17 protein-coding genes are annotated in these 18,341 nt (G+C 67.0%); 10 read left to right on the top strand and 7 right to left on the bottom strand.

Annotation, left to right across the window (positions count from 1 at the left end; translation table 11 throughout):
- Window positions 1–70: 70 nt before the first annotated feature.
- Complete coding sequence (locus tag BCO18175_RS31205; RefSeq protein WP_174986610.1) at window positions 71–1,093, bottom strand: aldo/keto reductase; 1,023 nt, start codon at window positions 1,091–1,093, stop codon at window positions 71–73.
- Between the two features lie 139 nt (window positions 1,094–1,232).
- On the opposite strand from BCO18175_RS31205, the gene BCO18175_RS31210 reads away from it, so the two are divergent.
- A complete protein-coding gene (locus BCO18175_RS31210; protein ID WP_174986613.1) occupies window positions 1,233–2,144 on the top strand; it encodes a LysR family transcriptional regulator in 912 nt (303 codons plus the stop codon).
- Between the two features lie 37 nt (window positions 2,145–2,181).
- Here the strand turns inward: BCO18175_RS31210 and BCO18175_RS31215 are convergent, their stop codons facing one another.
- Window positions 2,182–3,336 carry a porin gene (locus BCO18175_RS31215; protein WP_174968944.1) on the bottom strand — a complete coding sequence of 385 codons (1,155 nt, stop codon included), beginning with the start codon at window positions 3,334–3,336 and terminating at the stop codon, window positions 2,182–2,184.
- A 379-nt stretch (window positions 3,337–3,715) separates the two neighbouring features.
- On the opposite strand from BCO18175_RS31215, the gene BCO18175_RS31220 reads away from it, so the two are divergent.
- Both BCO18175_RS31220 and BCO18175_RS31225 read left to right on the top strand, forming a co-directional pair.
- Complete coding sequence (locus tag BCO18175_RS31220; RefSeq protein ID WP_174986614.1) at window positions 3,716–4,813, top strand: OpgC domain-containing protein; 1,098 nt, start codon at window positions 3,716–3,718, stop codon at window positions 4,811–4,813.
- A 61-nt stretch (window positions 4,814–4,874) separates the two neighbouring features.
- A complete protein-coding gene (locus tag BCO18175_RS31225; RefSeq protein WP_174986616.1) occupies window positions 4,875–5,807 on the top strand; it encodes an alpha/beta hydrolase in 933 nt (310 codons plus the stop codon).
- 140 nt (window positions 5,808–5,947) lie between these two features.
- Here BCO18175_RS31225 and BCO18175_RS31230 read toward each other — a convergent pair whose 3' ends face one another.
- The gene (locus BCO18175_RS31230) at window positions 5,948–7,162 is read right to left on the bottom strand and encodes an FAD-dependent monooxygenase (protein ID WP_174986618.1); all 1,215 of its coding nucleotides are present in this window, start codon (window positions 7,160–7,162) and stop codon (window positions 5,948–5,950) included.
- A gap of 166 nt (window positions 7,163–7,328) precedes the next feature.
- Between BCO18175_RS31230 and BCO18175_RS31235 the strand changes: the two genes are divergently transcribed.
- Together BCO18175_RS31235 and BCO18175_RS31240 are read left to right on the top strand one after the other, a co-directional pair.
- Window positions 7,329–8,273 carry a LysR family transcriptional regulator gene (locus BCO18175_RS31235; protein WP_174986619.1) on the top strand — a complete coding sequence of 315 codons (945 nt, stop codon included), beginning with the start codon at window positions 7,329–7,331 and terminating at the stop codon, window positions 8,271–8,273.
- Between the two features lie 140 nt (window positions 8,274–8,413).
- Window positions 8,414–9,172, top strand: coding sequence for an SDR family oxidoreductase (locus BCO18175_RS31240; RefSeq protein ID WP_174986621.1), 759 nt, complete (start codon window positions 8,414–8,416; stop codon window positions 9,170–9,172).
- Window positions 9,173–9,253: 81 nt separating this feature from the next.
- Here the strand turns inward: BCO18175_RS31240 and BCO18175_RS31245 are convergent, their stop codons facing one another.
- A complete protein-coding gene (locus tag BCO18175_RS31245; protein ID WP_174968938.1) occupies window positions 9,254–10,465 on the bottom strand; it encodes an alpha/beta hydrolase family protein in 1,212 nt (403 codons plus the stop codon).
- Window positions 10,466–10,796: 331 nt separating this feature from the next.
- Between BCO18175_RS31245 and BCO18175_RS31250 the strand changes: the two genes are divergently transcribed.
- On the top strand, window positions 10,797–11,459 hold the full coding sequence (locus tag BCO18175_RS31250; RefSeq protein ID WP_174986623.1) for a helix-turn-helix domain-containing protein: 663 nt from the start codon (window positions 10,797–10,799) through the stop codon (window positions 11,457–11,459).
- Window positions 11,460–11,473: 14 nt separating this feature from the next.
- On the opposite strand, the gene BCO18175_RS31255 is transcribed toward BCO18175_RS31250, so the two are convergent.
- Window positions 11,474–11,809: an H-NS histone family protein gene (locus BCO18175_RS31255; RefSeq protein ID WP_174986625.1), complete on the bottom strand. Its 336-nt coding sequence runs from the start codon at window positions 11,807–11,809 to the stop codon at window positions 11,474–11,476.
- 333 nt (window positions 11,810–12,142) lie between these two features.
- Here BCO18175_RS31255 and BCO18175_RS31260 point away from each other — a divergent pair, with 333 nt between their 5' ends.
- Window positions 12,143–12,769 carry a TetR/AcrR family transcriptional regulator gene (locus tag BCO18175_RS31260; protein WP_174986627.1) on the top strand — a complete coding sequence of 209 codons (627 nt, stop codon included), beginning with the start codon at window positions 12,143–12,145 and terminating at the stop codon, window positions 12,767–12,769.
- 183 nt (window positions 12,770–12,952) lie between these two features.
- Here BCO18175_RS31260 and BCO18175_RS31265 read toward each other — a convergent pair whose 3' ends face one another.
- The gene (locus BCO18175_RS31265) at window positions 12,953–13,825 is read right to left on the bottom strand and encodes an NmrA family NAD(P)-binding protein (RefSeq protein ID WP_174986629.1); all 873 of its coding nucleotides are present in this window, start codon (window positions 13,823–13,825) and stop codon (window positions 12,953–12,955) included.
- 86 nt (window positions 13,826–13,911) lie between these two features.
- On the opposite strand from BCO18175_RS31265, the gene BCO18175_RS31270 reads away from it, so the two are divergent.
- Window positions 13,912–14,874: a LysR family transcriptional regulator gene (locus BCO18175_RS31270; RefSeq protein WP_254608193.1), complete on the top strand. Its 963-nt coding sequence runs from the start codon at window positions 13,912–13,914 to the stop codon at window positions 14,872–14,874.
- Here the strand turns inward: BCO18175_RS31270 and BCO18175_RS31275 are convergent.
- Window positions 14,862–15,869 carry an AraC family transcriptional regulator gene (locus BCO18175_RS31275; protein ID WP_174986631.1) on the bottom strand — a complete coding sequence of 336 codons (1,008 nt, stop codon included), beginning with the start codon at window positions 15,867–15,869 and terminating at the stop codon, window positions 14,862–14,864. The two genes, BCO18175_RS31270 and BCO18175_RS31275, sit on opposite strands and share 13 nt — an antisense overlap.
- Window positions 15,870–16,004: 135 nt before the next feature.
- On the opposite strand from BCO18175_RS31275, the gene BCO18175_RS31280 reads away from it, so the two are divergent.
- Both BCO18175_RS31280 and BCO18175_RS31285 read left to right on the top strand, forming a co-directional pair.
- On the top strand, window positions 16,005–17,036 hold the full coding sequence (locus BCO18175_RS31280; RefSeq protein ID WP_174986634.1) for a 2Fe-2S iron-sulfur cluster-binding protein: 1,032 nt from the start codon (window positions 16,005–16,007) through the stop codon (window positions 17,034–17,036).
- A gap of 35 nt (window positions 17,037–17,071) precedes the next feature.
- Entirely contained in the window at window positions 17,072–18,274 is a 1,203-nt protein-coding gene (locus BCO18175_RS31285) for an alkane 1-monooxygenase (RefSeq protein WP_174986635.1), read from the top strand.
- Window positions 18,275–18,341: the final 67 nt, after the last annotated feature.

Genomic DNA, 18,341 nt, shown 5'->3' on the forward strand with positions numbered 1-18,341 from the left:
ACCCCACCCAGCTCCCCGGATTCGAGCCGAATAAGGGGGCTGTTCCGAAACCGATGCCGATCCGTGCCAATCAGTCCCCGTGAGATGCCCCCTGCCCCTGCCCCTGCTCGCTGTCGAGGTGCGCCATCTGTGCGGCTGGATAACGCTCACCGGCAGCCGCCCCGGCGGGAACCGCCGCTTCGATGCGAGCGATGTCATTGACCGTTAGTTGCATTTCCGAGGCTTGCAACGCGTCCTGAAGCTGCGTGCGCTTGCGCGCGCCGATCAGCGGCACGATATCGCCGCCGCGCGACAGCGCCCACGCGATCGCGACCTGCGCCGGATTGCTGCCCTTCTCGTCGGCGATCGCGCGCAGCGCGTCGACGAGCGCGAGGTTGTGCGCGAGGTTCTCGCCCTGGAAGCGCGGGCTCGCCCCGCGAAAATCGCGCTCGCCTTCCCGCGCCGTGCTCCAGCGTCCGCCCAGCAGCCCGCGCGACAGCACGCCGTAGGCCGTGACGCCGATCCCGAGTTCGCGGCATGCGGGCAGGATCCCGGCCTCGATGCCGCGCGACAGCAGCGAATATTCGATCTGCAGGTCGGAGATCGGCGCGACGGCGGCCGCGCGGCGGATCGTGTCGACGCCGGCTTCCGACAGGCCGATATGGCGCACGTACCCGGCCTTTACAAGATCGGCGATCGCGCCGATCGTCTCCTCGATCGGCACCGCCGGATCGACGCGCGCCGGCCGGTAGATGTCGATGTAGTCGGTGCCGAGCCGCTTCAGCGAGTACGCGACGAAGTTGCGGATCGCCACCGGCCGCGCGTCGTAGCCGGCAAACCCGCCGGCCGGATCGCGCAGCGCGCCGAATTTCACGCTGATCAGCACCTGGTCGCGTGCCCGGCCGCGCAGCGCATCGCGGATCAGCATCTCGTTGTCGCCCATCCCGTAGAAATCGCCGGTGTCGAGCATCGTGATGCCGTGGTCGAGGGCCGCGTGCAGCGTCGCGATGCTTTCGTCACGGTCGGCCGGCCCGTAGAAGTCCGACATTCCCATGCAGCCGAGCGCGAGCGCCGACACCCGCGGGCCCGTACGGCCCAGTTCACGCGTTTCCATGTCCGCTTCCTTGAGTAATGAATGAACAGGCCGGATTCTGGACGCATCGCGACACGCGATAAACGCGAAACACTCAACCAAACCATTCGACGCTGATTAACAATGGAGCCTGCTCCCTCCACCCACGCACTCGCCCCGCATGGATCATCTGCAAGCAATGCGCATCTTCGCGCGCGTCGCCCATCTCGGCAGCTTCACGAAAGCGGCCGAGCAGCTCCAGCTGCCGCGCCCGACGGTCAGCAACGCCGTCCAGTATCTTGAAAAGCACCTGAAGATCCGCCTGCTGCAGCGCACGACGCGGCGCGTCGCACTGACGGCCGAAGGCGCGACCTATTACGAGCGCTGCGTGCGGTTGCTGGCCGATCTGGACGATGCGGAAACGCTGTTCGAGGACGCCGGCACGACGCCGCGCGGCGCGATCCGCGTCGACCTGCCCGAGCGCTTCGCGCTGAACCAGGTGATTCCGGCGCTACCGGGTTTCCATGCGCGCTACCCCGACCTGCGCGTGGTGATCGGCACGACCGACCGCTTCGTCGACCTCGTCGCCGACGGCATCGACTGCGCGGTGCGGGTCGGCGCGATGTCCGACACGTCGCTCGTCGCGCGGCGCATCGGCGAACTGGCGCAGATCAACTGCGCGGCGCCCGCGTATCTCGAGCGGCACGGCACGCCGCGCTCGCCGGACGAGCTGCCGGACCACGTCGCGGTCGGCTATTTCTCGAGCCGCACGGGCCGCGAGCTGGACTGGGAATATGCGGATATGGATTCGGGCGAGCTGCACGCGGTCAAGATGCGCAGCGTCGTGGCGGTCAACAGCTCGCAGGCGTATCTCGCGTGCTGTCTCGCGGGCCTCGGGCTGATCCAGGCACCGCGCGACGGGCTCGGGCCGCTGCTCGACGACGGCTCGCTGGTCGAGGTGTTGCCGGAATGGAATGCCGAGCCGCTACCCGTGTCGGTGGTGTTTCCGACCGGCCGGCATCTCGCGCCGCGCGTGCGGATCTTCGTCGACTGGCTCGCGGAAACGCTCGGCGCCACGCCCCTGGCGGATTGACAGCAGGCGCCGGAGCATTCGCCCCGGCGCCGCCCGATCAGAACTTGTGGCGGATCGCGGCGCGCACCGCGAACTGGTTCGACGACGCCGACGGGCCGTCCGTGCCGACCACGTAACCGCCGTCGGCCGCCGTGCCGGTCTTGTCGCCGGCAACTTTCTGCCATGCACCCTGCAGGTACACGTCGGTGCGCTTCGACAGGCTGTAGTCGGCCATCAGGCCGACCGTGTGGTATTTCGGCTTGAACGACCCGGCCGCGGCATCGTACTTGCCGTCCGTGTACACGTACTGCGCGCCGAGATAGAAGTCGGGCGTGAGCTGGTACTTGCCGTTGATCTCGAAGTTCTGGAACTTCGTCGCGGTCAGCCCGAGGCCGGCGAACGTCGAAGCCGGCAGGTAGACGGTCGACACCGGGTTCTTCACGTCCGTCTTCGTGTAGACGAAGCCGACCGTGGCCGGGCCGAACGTGTAGTTGACGCCGCCGCCGAAGATCCGCAGGCGGTCGGCGACGAAGTTCGCGTCATCCGCCGAGATCGCGCCCGCGCTGCCGACGCCCGGGTTGTTCGCCTGCAGGTACGCAGCCGCGACCTGCAGCCCGGCCAGCGAGTATTGCGCGCCGAGGCTGTATTGACGGTTGTTCGAGAAGCCGGTGCTGTTGCTGAAGCTGTACGTGCCGCCGAACGTCAGGCCGTTCCAGTCGGCACTCGCATACTTGACCGTGTTGTTGACGCGGAACGAGTTGTCCGTGTTGTCGTTGTCGAACGGGTGCGAGAACAGCGTGCCGCCCCAGTTGCCGTTGGCGGTGAGCGGTGCGAGATAGTCGACCACCGAGTCGTACTGGCGGCCGAAGGTCAGCGTGCCGAAGCGCGGCGCGCTCAGCCCGACGAACGCCTGGCGGCCGAACATGCGGCCGCCCTGGCCGAGCCGGCCGTTGTTCACGTCAAAACCGTTTTCCAGCGTGAAGATCGCCTTCAGCCCGCCGCCGAGATCCTCGCTGCCCTTCAGGCCCCAGCGGCTACCCTGCGCATAGCCGCTCGCGAGCTGGTAATTCGATTTTCCGACCCCATTGACGTTCACGTTGTTCGTGTAATTGAAGCCTTCGTCGATCACACCGTACAGCGTCACGCTGTTCTGGGCGAAGACCGGCGCGGCAAAAGCGGCCAGCGCGGCGGTAAAAATGACGTGCTTCTTCATGACGGATCTCCGGAGCCGGGCCGGGCGGGTCGAGCGCCCGGCGAATGTTTGGTCTGTTGTATGTGTGGCCCGCAGGGCGGACGACGCGGTGTGCGGCCGCGTGAGGTCAAAATGGTGTCACGTCGCAAACCGTCCGTCCATCGGGGTATGTGAACCCGGCGCAAACCGTTGCGCTCGTCCAACTGCCCCGTTGCGCAGACTGCCTGACCCGGCTTATCGGCAGCGGCAGGACGGACGGCCATCCGCGTAAACCCGGTGTACGCCGCATCGGTGGCACAATGCGCATCCGTTCGTCATTTCTTCACGAAGTCATGCTTCACCCCGATTCATGCGCGGCGCGTGCCGGCCGCGCCCGCGGCCCGCGCCGGGAGGCGGTCCGATGACCGCGCCGGCCCGGGCCGGCCGCTACGCCGAGCTCGATTTCTTCCGCGGCCTCGTGCTGCTCGTCATCGTCGTCGACCACATCGGCGGCAGCATCCTGTCGCGCGTGACGCTGCACGCGTACGCGCTGTGCGACGCGGCCGAGGTCTTCGTGTTCCTCGGCGGCTTCGCCACCGCGATCGCCTACAACTCGCTCGCCGAGCGGCACGACGAAGCCGCCGCGCGCCAGCGCTTCATCAAGCGCGCGTTCGAGATCTACCGCGCGTTCCTCGTGACGGCCGGCCTGATGCTGCTGATCACGGCCGCGCTGAACGCATTCGCGATCGACGGCCCGAACATGCCGACCAACGACCTCGACGGCCTGCTCCACAAGCCGCTCGCCGCGCTGCGCGACATCCTGCTGTTCCGCCGCCAGCCGTACCTCGCGTCGGTGCTGCCGATGTACGCGTTCTTCGCGCTGCTCGTCCCGCTCGCGCTGCCGCTCGCTCGCACGCAGCCGTGGCTGCTGCTCGCGTTCAGCGGGTCGCTGTGGGTCGCCGCGCCGCACGTCGCGCGCTTCCTGCCGACCGTCGAAGGCGCGCCGTGGGACTTCAATCCGTTCGCGTGGCAGTTCCTGTTCGTGTTCGGCGTGATCGCCCGCTGCCAGCCCGTCTACCAGACGCTCGCGCCGAAGCCGCAGGGCTGGCTGCTGACCGCCGCGGCGCTCGCGATCGTCGCGGCCGGCGCGTACTACCGGCTGCGCATCGAGCCGTTCCCGACCGATCCGTCGATCAAGCAGAACCTCGGCGCGCTGCGGCTCGCGAACTTCCTCGCGATCGCGTGGCTCGCGGCGAAGCTCGTGCACCTCGGCTGGATGAAGAAGGTCGCGCACGCGATGCCGTGGATCGGCACGATCGGCCGACAGGGGCTGCTGTGCTTCGTCGCAGGCACCGGCATCTCGCTCGCGGTCGATTCGCTGCTTTACCAGGCGACCGAAGGCTATCTCGACGTGAAGCTCGGCCTGATTGCCGACATCGTCGCGATGGGCCTGCTGTATCTTGTCGCCAAACTCTACGGGCCGCTCGTCGCGCGGCTGCCGTTCCGTTCGCGGCGGTGACGCGCCGCGCCGTCATGCGCCGCTGCTACGATAGCCGGCGCCTCTCCTGAAACGATTCGACATGCGCCGACTCGCCCTTCCGTTCGCCATCGCCCTGATCGCCGGCTCCATCGCCACGGCCCGTGCCACGCCGCCCGCGCCGGCGGTATCGCCCGCGCCGCCGCCAGCCGTCCAGACCGCGACGACCCCGTCGGCCGCCCAGGAGCCCGCGCTCAATCCGGGCAGCAGCGTCGTGCTGCGCACGTTCCGCTCGGCGTCGCTGAAGCGCGACTGGTCGTACACGGTCTACCTGCCGCCCGGCTATAACCCGGAAGGCGCGCGCTACCCGGTGATGTACCTGCTGCACGGCAATGCCGGCAACGCGAACGACTGGGTCACGCAGGGCCGCCTGCAGGCCACCGCCGACACGCTGATCGAGCGCCGCGAGATCCCGCCCGTCGTGATCGTGATGCCGCAGGGCGGCACCGACTGGTACGTCGACCGCAAGGAGAAGATGCAGAGCGCGTTCCTCAACGACCTGCTGCCCGAAGTCGAAGCGCACTTCGCGGTGTCGAACCAGCGCGCGGGCCGTGCGATCGGCGGCGTGTCGATGGGCGGCTTCGGCGCGCTGCGCTTCTCGCTGCTCGAACCCGGGCTGTTCTGCGGCGCGATGCTGCTGAGCCCCGCGATCTATGCGAACGAGCCGCCGCTCAATTCCGCCGCACGCTACGTCGGCGTGTTCGGCGACCGGCAGTTCGACCCGCGCGTATGGCACGAGCTCAACTACCCGGCGCTGATGCGCGGCTATTTCGCGCGCAGCTGGCGGATCCCGATGTTCATCGCGGCCGGCGACGACGACCTGACGATCCAGGCCGAATCGAGCGTGCTGTACACGCACCTGCGCCGCGCGCAGAACCCGGCCGAACTGCGCATCGTCGACGGCGGGCATACCTGGGACGTATGGCGCGGGCTGCTCGGGCAGGGGTTGAAGTACGCGCTCGAATGCGTGAAATGACGGCGGGCGGGCATTGCCTCGCCCGTTTTCGTCAGGCCGGCCGGTGACTGGCGGGCCGCCGGCCGTCGACCCATGTCATGCCCGGCGAGTGCGATCCCGGCGCGCCAGCCGCGCCTGATGGCGCGCTCAAGATTGCGTGCTCAAAGCCACGTGCCGCCCTGCCGTTCGCTCGGCTCCCCGGCCAGCGCGTCGAAATCGTGAATCCAGTCCAGGTGATGCTGCACGCTGTCGCGCTCGGCCAGGCGCGCATTGCGCGCCTGCGCGGCCGGCCCGTCGGGCAGGTGCAGCACATCGGCCACGGAGATCGACGCGTACTGCACCTTGCGCGTGCGGCCGCGACGCAGCCGCTCGTACGCTTCCTGCGCTTCGCGCCAGTTTCCCGGCCCGGCCTGCGCCAGTTGCGCCGCCAGCACCACCGCATCCTCGATCGACTGATTCGCGCCCTGCCCGTGGTGCGGCACCAGCGCATGCGCGGCGTCGCCGATCAGTGTCACGCGCCCGCGGCTCCAGCGGCCGAGCGGCGGCCGATGGAACAGCCCCCAGCGCTGGCTGATCGGCACGGCGGTAATCATCTGCACCACTGCTGGATGCCAGTCCCTGAACACGCGCAGTTGCTCGCCCTCTTCCGACGGCATCACCCAGTCGCGCGACGGCCACGGTGACGGATGGCGCTCGACCAGCAGGAAATTCTGGTCGCCGTCGTCGCCGATCGGATAGTGCAGCAGGTGCCCGTGCGGCCCGATCCAGTACTGAAGCGTTTCGGGATCGGGCAACAGGCTCAGCCGCGCGGCCGGCACCACGCCGCGAAACCCTGAACAACCCGAATACAGCGCATCGTCGTAGCCGAGCATCCAGCGCCGCGTGATCGAGCGCGCGCCGTCCGCGCCGATCACGAGATCGGCATCGACACGCGCACCGTTGTCGAACGTCAGCGTGACGCGATCGGCGTGCTGCGCGAGATCGGTCAGCCGATGGCCGAGATGGATGGATTCGAGGCCGACCGCCTTCGACAGCACGGCCTGCAGGTCCGCGCGATGCACGCCCCAGTACGCGCCGCCGAATTGCCGGCGATAGTCGGGGGCGCCGCGATGATGGCCGATCACCGCGCCGCTGCGGCCGTCGCGATAGACGAGGCCCGGGATGTCGGCGCACACCGCGTCGAAGGCCGCACGCAATCCCATGCGTTCGTAGAAGCGCGTCGCATTGGCCGATAGCGCGACGGCCGCGCCGACTTCGCGCAACACCTCCGTCTGTTCGTAGAGCTGCGCGTCGATGCCGTGCTCGCGCAGCGCAAGCGCGAGCGTCAGGCCGCCGATCCCGGCGCCGACGATCGCAATCCTCAGGTTCGTCTGCATGATGAAGGTGTCTCCGATGTTCCGATGTGGGGTCTGCGGCGTGCGCAGCGGTCATGTCGATTGCATGTGCCGTATCGGTATTTTCAGGAGCGGACTTTCATCCCGCAATAAAATGAAAAGAATCTACTTCATCACTGGATGCAATGAACCTGCCAAGGTGAAACCCATGGAACTGAGCGATATCGATCTCAACCTGCTGCTGCTTTTCCAGCGGCTGATGCAGGAACGGCGCGTGTCGAGCGTCGCCGAGCAGATGAACATGAGCCAGCCAGGCGTGAGCAACGCGCTCGCGAAGCTGCGCCGCCGGCTCGGCGATCCGCTGTTCGTGCGCGGGCCGGGCGGCGTAGTGCCGACGCCGTTCGCGCTGCGTCTGGCGGAACCCGTGTCGCACGCGCTCGCGACGCTGCATGCCGCGCTCAACCCCGAGACCGGTTTCGATCCGCTGCGCGCCACGCGCACGCTGACGATCGGCATGACCGACATCGGCGAAGTCGTGTTCCTGCCCGCGCTGCTCGAACACCTGTCGCAGGCGGCGCCGGGCATCGCGCTCAATACCGTGCGCGACACGAGCGTCAACCTCGGCGACGAAATGGCCGATGGCCGCGTCGATCTCGCGATCGGCCTGCTGCCGCAGCTCAAGGGCGGCTTCTATCAGCGCCGGCTGTTCGATCAGCGTTATGTGTGCCTGTTCCGGCGCGGGCATCCGCTCGAGGACGCGCCGCTGACGGTCGACGCGTGGCGCAATGCCGAGCATCTGGTCGTCGTGTCGGCCGGCACCGGTCACGGGCAGGTGGACGAATGGCTGAAGCGCCGCCGCGTGGCGCGCCAGGTGCGGCTTACGGTGCCGCACTTCATGAGTGTGGGCTACATCCTGCAACGCACCGACCTGATCGCGACGGTGCCCGAGCATCTCGCGCAGCAACTCGCCGCCCCGTTCTCGCTGGGCTGGCGCGCATTGCCCGTCACGCTGCCGGGCGCGCCGATTCACATGCTCTGGCATACGCGGGTCAATCAGGACGAGGGGAACCGGTGGCTGCGCGACGTGGTGGTCGATCTGTTTGCGGAGACGGGCACGCCGGCACGGAAGGCTGCACCCGGCCGGAAGAAGTAGTCGAAGTCATCGCGACATCGAGCGTGCTTTACGATGTCGCTTGAACCTGTGCGCCGCGCATTTCGACTACATTGCCGAAGGAGCGACGTCATCGTCCATCCGCAGCCTCACCTGTCATTCAACCAGCAGGAAATCAAGCCATGTCTGTCTCGAAGAAGTCCGCAGCCGTCACGGGCGCCGGATCCGGCATCGGTCGCGCAGCGGCCATCGCGCTCGCCCAGGCGGGATACACCGTCGCGCTGCTCGGACGCACGGAGGGGGCGTTGCGCGAAACGCAGGACGCGATCCGCGCCGCTGGCGGCGACGCGCACGTATTCACTGCAGACGTCACCGACGAAGCATCGGTCGACCACGCGTTCGCGCAGATCGCGCAGCAGTTCGGCCGGCTCGACGTGCTGTTCAACAATGCCGGCCGCAACGCGCCGCCGGTTTCCCTCGACGAATACGAATTCGACGTGTGGAACAGCGTCGTCGCGACGAACCTGACCGGCGTCTTTCTGTGTGCGCGGGCCGCATGGCGCCTGATGAAAGCGCAAACGCCTCAGGGCGGCCGGATCATCAACAACGGCTCGATCTCCGCCCATGCGCCGCGCCCCGATACGATCGCGTACACGGCCACCAAGCATGCGGTGACCGGGATCACCAAGTCGCTGGCGCTCGACGGCCGCCGCTACAACATTGCGTGTGGCCAGATCGACATCGGCAACGCGGCGACGTCGCTCACGGAGCGGATGACGCAAGGCGTCCCGCAGGCCGACGGCAGCCTCGCGCCCGAGGCGCGCATGGACGTCACGCATGTCGCGAACGCGATCGTCCAGATGGCGAACCTGCCGCTGGACACGAACATCCTGAACATGACGATCATGGCGACGGCCATGCCGTTCGTCGGCCGCGGATAAGCACGCGCCGCGCGGGAGACATCACCCGCGCCATGACGGCGGACGATGTCTCCCCGAGGTCGATGCGCGCCGTCGCGCGGCTTACGCCAATGCCGGCCTGAGCTGCCTCACCGCGCGCTGGTCGATGCCCAGCCGCGCCGCCAGCCAGTCGCAGATGAATTCCTGGCCGAGCGTCGGATTGTCGACCTGGCAGTGCGCGGCGCCCGTTTCGTCCGGATCGAACAGCCTGAGCGTCGCGTCGACGCCATGCGCCTTCGCGTAGTCGTAGGTATCGGTCGCCGTCTTCAGCCCGAGCCAGTCTTCCGTGCCCTGCAGCACCAGGTACGGCACCGGAATCCGGTCGATCACACCCTGGAGGCGGAAATCCCGCGCCTTGTCGACGACTTCCTGCGGTGTCGCGCAGCCGAACACCCATTTCAGGTGGCGCCAGATGAGCCGTTCCGGCGTATCGAGCCAGCTCGCGAACAGCGACGCCATGTCGAACATCACCGAATCCGAGACCACCGCGACGATGCGCTTTTCGAACGACGCCGCGCGCGCCGCATAGACGCCGCCGACGCTTGCGCCATACAGCGCAATCCGGCCGGGATCGACGTCACGGCGCGTGAGCAGGTAGTCGACACACGCGCCGACCGGCACTTCGGTATCCGGGCGGTTGACGATCCCCTGCCGGCGCAGCGTCCCGCCCTGCCCCGGCAGATCGACCAGCAGCAGCGACATGCCGCGCGTGAGCGCATGCTTGGGCATTTCGTGCAGCAGTTCGTCCTTGTACTCGTCGAGCCCGCCGAATGCGATCACCGCCGGCGAACGCACGTCGCCGCCCGCGCACGGGATGAAATACGCGTCGAGGTGCGCGCCGCCCTCGTACGGGATGCGCACGACCTCGCCGGCCGGCGTCAGCCCTTCGAGATAACGATGCGAGCAGCGTTCGACGCTGTCGAAGCTGTCGCGCCGCCGCGCGTCGTCATGCGCGAGGTAGAACTCCGACGACCGGTAGTAGTTGGCCGCGCGCAGCCAGTTGCTGCTCGCGGTGCGCAGGAAGCCGCGCGCGTAAGCGTCGAGCGCACGCTGTTCGCTGGCTTTCGCGAGCACCTGCCACTCGCGATACCAGCTCTCGGTATCGCCGGGCGTCATGCGTGATGCCGCGCGAAAGCACTCGCTGATCAGGCTCGCACCTTCCTGCGCGCCGCCGAGCGTGCGCGCGAACTGGAAACTCAACTCCGGCTCGCCGGGCCATTGCACCCAGCCTTCCGCGCGATAGGCGCCGTTCATCCGATCGTCTTGCAGACTCATGGTCATTCTCTCCGAAATTACCGATACGTAAATTTCTGACCGTGAAAGCGCGCTGTCGACCTTGCGTTTCTCCATCGCCTGCGGGGCAGGCGCTTCCCGACGGCCGGGACGAGACGCGTCGCACATCCCCATTGAATTTACATATCCGCAAATTCAGGGGCCGAAAAAACGAGACATCGTGGATGCCCCGTTCTCGCCGTGTCGACGCCGGGGAAGTGTACGCCTCGACATCCGCCGCCGACAAGCGTCATGCAATCGATCGCCCGGGTTCGCACCGATGCGGTATATTTTCATTACGTATCGGTAAAAACATTCTCCCCGGCGGACGATCATGAGCAAGAAAACCCGCGTCGCATCGATCCTTTCGGCGCTGCCGCTCAAACCGCGGCGCCGCGAGCACCTGCAGGTGCCTGCCGACCAGATCGGGCAGCGGCTGCGCGCGCTGCGCCAGTCGCGCGACCTCACGCTGAACGAGGCCAGCCAGCTGACCGGCGTGCCCGCGGCGACGTTCTCGCGCATCGAGACGAACAAGATGTCGCCGACCTTCGGCGTGCTGCACCGGATCATCGAAGGCATGGGTTTCGACTGGCGCGACGTGCTGACCAACCAGCCGCGCCATCGCAACTCGCTGAGCGTGTGCCACGCGGACGACATCGTCACGACGCCCATCGCGAACATCCCGTACGAATACGCGCTGCTGCATCGCGACAGTTCGGCCGGGATGATCACGCTGCGCATGCAGGTCGACGCGCGCACGGTGGACGAAGCCGGCGGGCTCGCCGGCCACGAGGGCGACGAGTTCTGCTACGTGCTGTCGGGCGAACTGGAGCTGCACTTCGAGCACGGCGAGCCGACGCGGTTGCGCGCCGGTGAAAGCGCGCTCTTCTCGTCGCATCGGCCGCATGCGTACGTGGCGCCGTCGCCTGAAGGCGCGACGCTGCTCGTGGTGCTGACGCCGCCGGCGCAGGCACCGGCGAAGCCGCTGGCGCCGTAGCCCGGCGCCGTCCGTCAACGGGTTCTGGTTTTCTTGCCGGTGGACGGCGGCTTGACGATGACGAACTGACGACGATCCTTGCCCCTGATCCACCGCGGCGCATTGCCGCGCCCGCTCCACTCCTTCCCGCTCGCCGGATCGCGATAGCGCGCCGGCAGCACTTTCACGATGTACGAACCCCGGCTGCCGTTGCGGCCGACCAGGTCGCGATGCTTGATCGCGTAGGTATCCATCAGCGAGTGAACCTCCGCGATCGCATCGACGCGTTCGCGTGCGCGTGCACGCTCGATTTCCTCGTCCAGTTCGGCCAGCTCGACTACGAGCTGCGCATAGGTCTTGCTCGCGTTCATCTTCTGCTTCCTGCCCCGCATCCGCATCCGCATGCGAACCGGCATGATTCGCATGACTAACTGACTGTTTCACGACGCCCCGTGACGGCCGCATTGACTCGATCGGCAAGCGGCTCGCGTCGGCGCATCGAAGCACGCGACACGAGAGCAACGACACGCCGCCACGCACCGGCACACAGTGCGCGCCCCCGCGTCGACACGAACGCCCTCCCGGGGATCCCCGTTACCGACATTCGGCGACACAATCGCGCCCTGCGTTTCAAATATCGAGTGATATTTGAAACGCGATCGTAATGGTATCTATCTCAAATATCAACTGATATCCTTCCGGCCATGAACATGGCCTCCCGTCCCCCGCGGCTGACCCGCGAAGAAAGCCGCTTGCAGACCCGCGCCCATTTGCTCGCCGCGGCCAAGCGGCTGTTCGTCGACCGCGGGTTCGGCGCCACGTCGCTCAGGGATATCGCTGCGGAGGCCGGCTATACGCAGGGTGCGTTCTATTCGAACTTCGCGAGCAAGGAGGCGTTGTTCGTCGAACTGATGCGGGAGCGTTCAAAGACGCAAGTGGCCGACATTGCCCGGGCGCTGAGCAATCCCTCCGCGTCCGGGGAGGACATATTGAATGCGCTGGATGTCTGGTCGCGGACCGTCGATGCCGAGCCCGAGTGGTCGGTGCTGGGCGTCGAGTTCAAGCTTCAGGGGCGGCGCAACCCCGCCTTCGCGATGGCGTCGCAGGCGTTGCTGGACACGCACCGCGATGGCCTCGCCTATTGCATCGAACAGATTTTCGCGCGGCTGAAGAAAGTGCCGCCCGAATCGCCGACCGTCCTGGCCATTGCGTTCATGGGGCTCTCGCAAGGCCTGTCGCTGCAGCAGTCGATCCTGTCCGAGGTGCCGATCGGGCACATGGTCATGGTGTTCCTGCGCAGCCTGCTGGCGACGGCCGCGCCGGTGCGTTGACCGGAAGGGCCGCGGACGAAAGGAAAATGGCCGGCTCCGCGATGGAGCCGGATCGCGCGTGATGCCGTTCGGCCAGTTGCGGCCGTGCGACATGCGCGATGGCGCCCGTATCCGGGCAGTGCCGCGGCACCGCTCACGAACGCCGCGATGTCACGGCGGTTTGCCGCCGGCGGACGTGCGGCATCACGCCCGCAGGATCTCCTCCGCGACCTGTTCGAACGGCACGCGTCCTTGTCGAAGCTCGACCGTGTCGTCGCTCCCGAAGTCGATGTGGCCGCTGTTCAGCCCGCGATTCAGTTCGATGAATCCATTGATCGCCACGCTCGAGAACGGATTCATCGCGAGTACCCCGGCCCACTCCGCAGGCTCGAGCGCCACCGGCCGCACCGGTCGATTCAGCGCGCGCGCAAAGATTGCCGCGATGTCGGCGGGCGAATATGCAACCGGCCCTTCCAGCCCGATCTTCCGGATGCCCGCCCAGTCTTCACGCAGGAGGTCCGCCGCGATGCGGCCGATATCCTCGGTCGCGACCATCGGAATGGCGCGCTCGACCGGCACCAGCAGGCTCGGCAGGATGCCTTGTGCGCGCGCCGGATCGACGACGCGCGCCCAGTTCTCCATGAAATACGCCGCGCGCAGGAACACGACGGGAATACCCAGTTCAGCCAGTCGTTGCTCGGCCGTGCGGTTGGTCCCGATCACGCCGGTGCCGCTCGATCGATCGGCGCCGACCGACGACAGCAGCACGAGTTTCGGCAAGCCCGCCGCGCGCACCGCTTCGGCGACAGCGCACGCCGTCACGTCCGCGTGTTCGAACAGATTCTCCAGTGCATAGTTGGGCGGCTTGACCAGATACGCGCCGCGCGCACCGGCGAATGCACGCGTCAGCGCGGCAGCGTCGGCCAGATCGGCAACCGCCACTTCCGCGCCCTGCGCAGCCCAGCGCGCCGCCTTCGCGCGATCGCGCACGACCACGCGCACCGTGACGCCCGCATCGATCAGCGCCTGGGCCGCGACGGCTCCCGTGCGCCCGGTGACACCCGTAACAACGAACATGTGTTCTCCCGACAGCCGCTCCACCCGTTGGAGCGATGGCTTCGATGATGTACGCTGGCCTCACATAACTCAAATGCATACCGATCATGTCCAGCATGCACGAAGTGGATTTGCGCGCCGTCGATCTCAACCTGCTCAAGCTGCTCGACGCGTTGCTCAAGGAACGCAGCGTCACGCGCGCCGGCGTGCGGCTCGGCCTGACCCAGCCGGCGGCAAGCCGCGCGCTGGGCCGGCTGCGCACGCTGCTCGGCGATCGCGTCGTCGTGCGTACGCCAAAGGGGCTGGAGTTCACGCCGCGCGCGGCGTCGCTCGCCTTGCGCGTGTCGCGCGTGCTGACGGAAGCGGCCAGCATCGTCGCGCCGGCCGAATTCGATCCAGCCACTGCGCGCGGGCAGTTCTCGATCGCGAGCCTCGATCACATGGCGCTGACGCTGTTGCCTGACGTAAATGCGCGGCTGGAACGGCACGCGCCTGGAATGGATCTCGACGTGCCGCCGTCACGCGGCAACAACGTCGAACTCGTGGTGGACGGCACGGCCGGTATCGCGCTCGGCGCGTTCGACGACGACACCCTGCCCGCCGGCATCTACCGTCGCAAGCTTTACGACGACAGCCTGGTCTGCATCATGCGCAACGGGCATCCTGCGCTGTCCGCGCGGCTGACGCCGAAGCGATTCGCGGCGCTGTCGCACGTGCTGGTGACGATCGGCGGCCGCGGCGGCGAGATGGTCGACGCGGCCCTCGCGCGACAAGGGCTGCACCGGCGCATCGCGATGCGGCTACCGCATTTTCTGGTTGCGCCGATGGTCGTCGCGAAGAGCGACATGACGGTGGTGCTGCCGCGCCGGCTCGCGCAGCATGTCGCGCAGTCGATGCCGGTCACGCTCGCCGAACTGCCGGTCGAGGTCGCCCCTTTCGCGTTGACGATGATCTGGCATGAGCGCACGCACGACGATCCGGCGTACGGGTGGCTGCGCCGGCAGATTGCCGAGATGGTGCAGGAAATGGAGCCACGGCCTTCGCGCCGACGCAGCCGCTACATCGACTGACGATATTCCGACGGCGACATGCCCTCCCAGCGCCTGAACGCGCGCCGGAAATTCCCGAGGCTGTCGTAGCCGAGCAGAAACGCGATTTCCTGCAGGCTGAGCTTGCCGGACTTCACGCTCTCGATCGCCAGCTTGTGACGCACGCTTTCCAGTATCTCGCGGTACGACGTGCCTTCGTCCGCGAGCCGCCGATGCATCGTGCGCGGCGTGACGTTCAGCAATTGCGCGGTCGATCGCTGCGTCGGGAAATCGCCGACCTTCTCGAACATCAGCCGGCGGATCCTGGATGAAAACGCCTGCTGCCGGTTCTGGTTCGCGAGTTCGACCTGGCAGATGCGCACCGCCTCCGTCAGCGCGTGCGGGTTACTGGTGCCGAGCGGCCGGTCGAGTTCCGCCACCGGAAACGCCATGCCCGCCCAGTCGACCCCATAGCGCACGTCGCAACCGAACAGCTCGCCCGACAGCGCCGCATAGCCGGGCACGTCGAACGGGAACGCGACGAACGATGCGCGGCTCGTGCCTCGCGTGATGTAGTCGAGCAGATTCTTGATCGTCAGCACGATCGCTTCCATCACCGGCTGCCGGATGTCGCCCAGCGGATGACGTTCGACGAACGCGAGCCGCGCATGTTCGCCCACGATCTCGAGCTTCGCGGAAACGAGCGACGTGCGCACCTGCACGAACCGCTCGATCAGCTCCAGCGCCTGCCGCGCCGTCACGCTGTTGGCGACGGCATAGCCCAGTACGCCGTGGCTGCCGACGCGCAGGCGTTCACCGACCAGCAGCCCGAATGCCGGCTCGCCGGTTGCGTCGAGCGCATCGCCGACCAGCCGCATGAACGCGTCGAACGAAAAATCCCGGATCGTCAGCTCGCCGTTCGGCCCCGGATGCTGCAGTTGCACAAACCAGTCGGGCGGACGCCCGCCCATGCGCACCAGCTGATCGGCGATCTGGATCGCGTACTGCGGTTGAAGAAAAAAGTCCGTCTCGGACATGTCGGGTTTCCCGGGTGAGCGACGGACATCAATTGACAATAAATGCGCCATCGATGTCAATTCGCGCACTCCCGTAACGCCGGCCGGCTCCCTACGATGAAGCCACGTCAATCGCTACGGCCGCATGGGGAGAACATGTTCCGATTCCTGACAAAAACCAAGACTGTGAAGGCCGTCATCAACGATCGCGCCATCACGGTCGAGCCGGCGGAAACGCTGTTGCAGGCAGCGCTGCGCCACGGCATCGACTTCCCGCACAGCTGCCGTGTCGGTGGCTGCGCGACCTGCAAGTGCAAGCTCGTCGACGGGCGCGTGAAAGAGCTGACGCAGACCGGCTACATCCTGTCCAACGACGATCTCGACCAGGGTTTCATCCTCGCGTGCCAGAGCATCCCGCAAACGGACGTGACGATCGCCGTCGACACGAGCCGGCAAGCCGCGCGACGGACGATCGACGGCCGCGTGATCGGCCAGGACCGCCTGACCCACGACATCGTCCGCCTGCGCGTTCAACTCGACGAATCGCTGCCGTACAAGGCCGGACAGTACGCGCTGCTGTCGATCGCGTCGCTGCCCGGCGAGGCACGTCATTACTCGTTCGCGACCAGCGTTCGGCCGAATGCGCAGGTGAATTTCCTCGTCCGCAAGGTGCCCGGCGGCGTGTTCTCGGGCCACGTTCATGCGCACGATCTCGTCGGCCATGCCGTGAGCGTCGAAGGCCCGCTCGGCGATTTCTGGATGCGCCCCGCCGAGGCCCCGCTGATCCTGATCGCCGGCGGCAGCGGGCTCGCACCCATTCTCGCGATGCTCGAAGACGGCGTCGCGGCACGCACCATGCGTGCGGTCACGCTGCTGTTCGGCGCACGCGCGCAGCACGACCTGTATGCGCTCGACATGATTCACGACCTCGCCGCCCGCTGGCGGGGCCGCTTCGATTTTCAACCGATCCTGTCCGACGAGCCGGCCGATTCGCCATGGCGCGGCTCGCGCGGGATGGTGACCGACGCCATCGCGGCCGACCTGCCGGAGGAGACGCACGCCTACCTGTGCGGGCCGCCCCGCATGATCGATGCGGCGACCGACGTGCTGGTCGCGCGCGGCCTCTCCCGCTCGCGGATTCACGCGGACCGCTTCACCACGCAGCACGACATGCAGGCAGCCGCCTGACTTTCAAATATCGGCATGGAGGAGGAGACACCGAGATGTTCCATTACCTAAAATATTTTCTGTTCCACGTCATCGGCATCGCGTCGGTCGTCGCGTTCGTCGCGGGCGGCCCCTGGATCACCGCCTGTTTCATCGCGCTCGTCGCGTTCTACATCGTCGGCGACGCGATCTGCGGCGACGATACGTCGACACCGGTGCTGCGCCATCCCGGCATCCTGACGTTCCAGCTGTGGATGGCCCTGCCGCTGCTGGCGCTGATCGTCTTCGTGTCGGTCTGGTCGGTCAGCGCGGCCGACCCGCTCGGCTTCGGCGCGCTGATCGAACGATCGACCGGATACGATGCGCTGGCGGCCCGCGCGGCGGCCGGCTGGGGCCATCATGTATCCGGCATGCTGTTGACCGGGCTGATGATCGGCATGATCGGCACCATTCCCGCGCACGAACTGACGCATCGTACGTGGGACCCGGTGTCGATGTTCATCGGCCGCTGGCTGCTGGCGTTCAGCTTCGATACGATTTTCTCGATCGAGCACGTGTACGGTCATCACCGCTACGTGTCCACGACGGAAGATCCCGCCACCGCGCCACGCGGCCGCAACGTCTATTTTCATGTGCTCGCCTCGACGATCAAAGGCAACGTCAGCGCGTGGAAAATCGAGGGAAAGCGCCTGAAGCGCATCCGGCACGGGCTGCTCACGCCGTTCAACGCGGTCATTCGCGGCCACCTGATGAGCGTGTTGCTGATCGCATGCGCATGGGGCGCCGGCGGCTGGCGCACGGCCGCCTATTTCACGCTCTGCGCGCTATGGGGCAAGGCGCTGCTGGAGATCGTCAACTACATGGAGCATTACGGCATCGTTCGCGATCCGGCGACGCCGGTCCAGCCGCGTCACTCGTGGAATACGAACCGGCGCATCAGCTCGTGGTCGATGTTCAACCTGACGCGCCATTCGCATCATCATGCGCAGGGCGAAGTGCCGTATCACGCACTCGAACCGTTTCGCGATGCGCCGATGATGATCGGCGGCTATCTGACGACCATCGTCGTCGCGATGATTCCGCCGCTCTGGCACCGGCTGATGACGCCCAAGGTGCTCGCATGGGATCGCGTGCATGCCAGCGAGCGGGAAAGGCACCTCGCGGCCAACGCGAATGCGCGCAGCGGCATCGCCGGGTTCAAGGCCGCGACGGGGTTGCAGGATTTCCGCGTCTCGGGTGCCGACGCGCGCGGGCGGTGAGCCAGCGATCCCGTACTCGCGCCACGGAAACCGCACGCGTTCCGGCTCGCGAACGCGGCGATTTTCG

The sequence above is a fragment of the Burkholderia lata genome (assembly GCF_902499335.1).
GTDB classification, from domain to species: Bacteria; Pseudomonadota; Gammaproteobacteria; order Burkholderiales; family Burkholderiaceae; genus Burkholderia; species Burkholderia lata_B.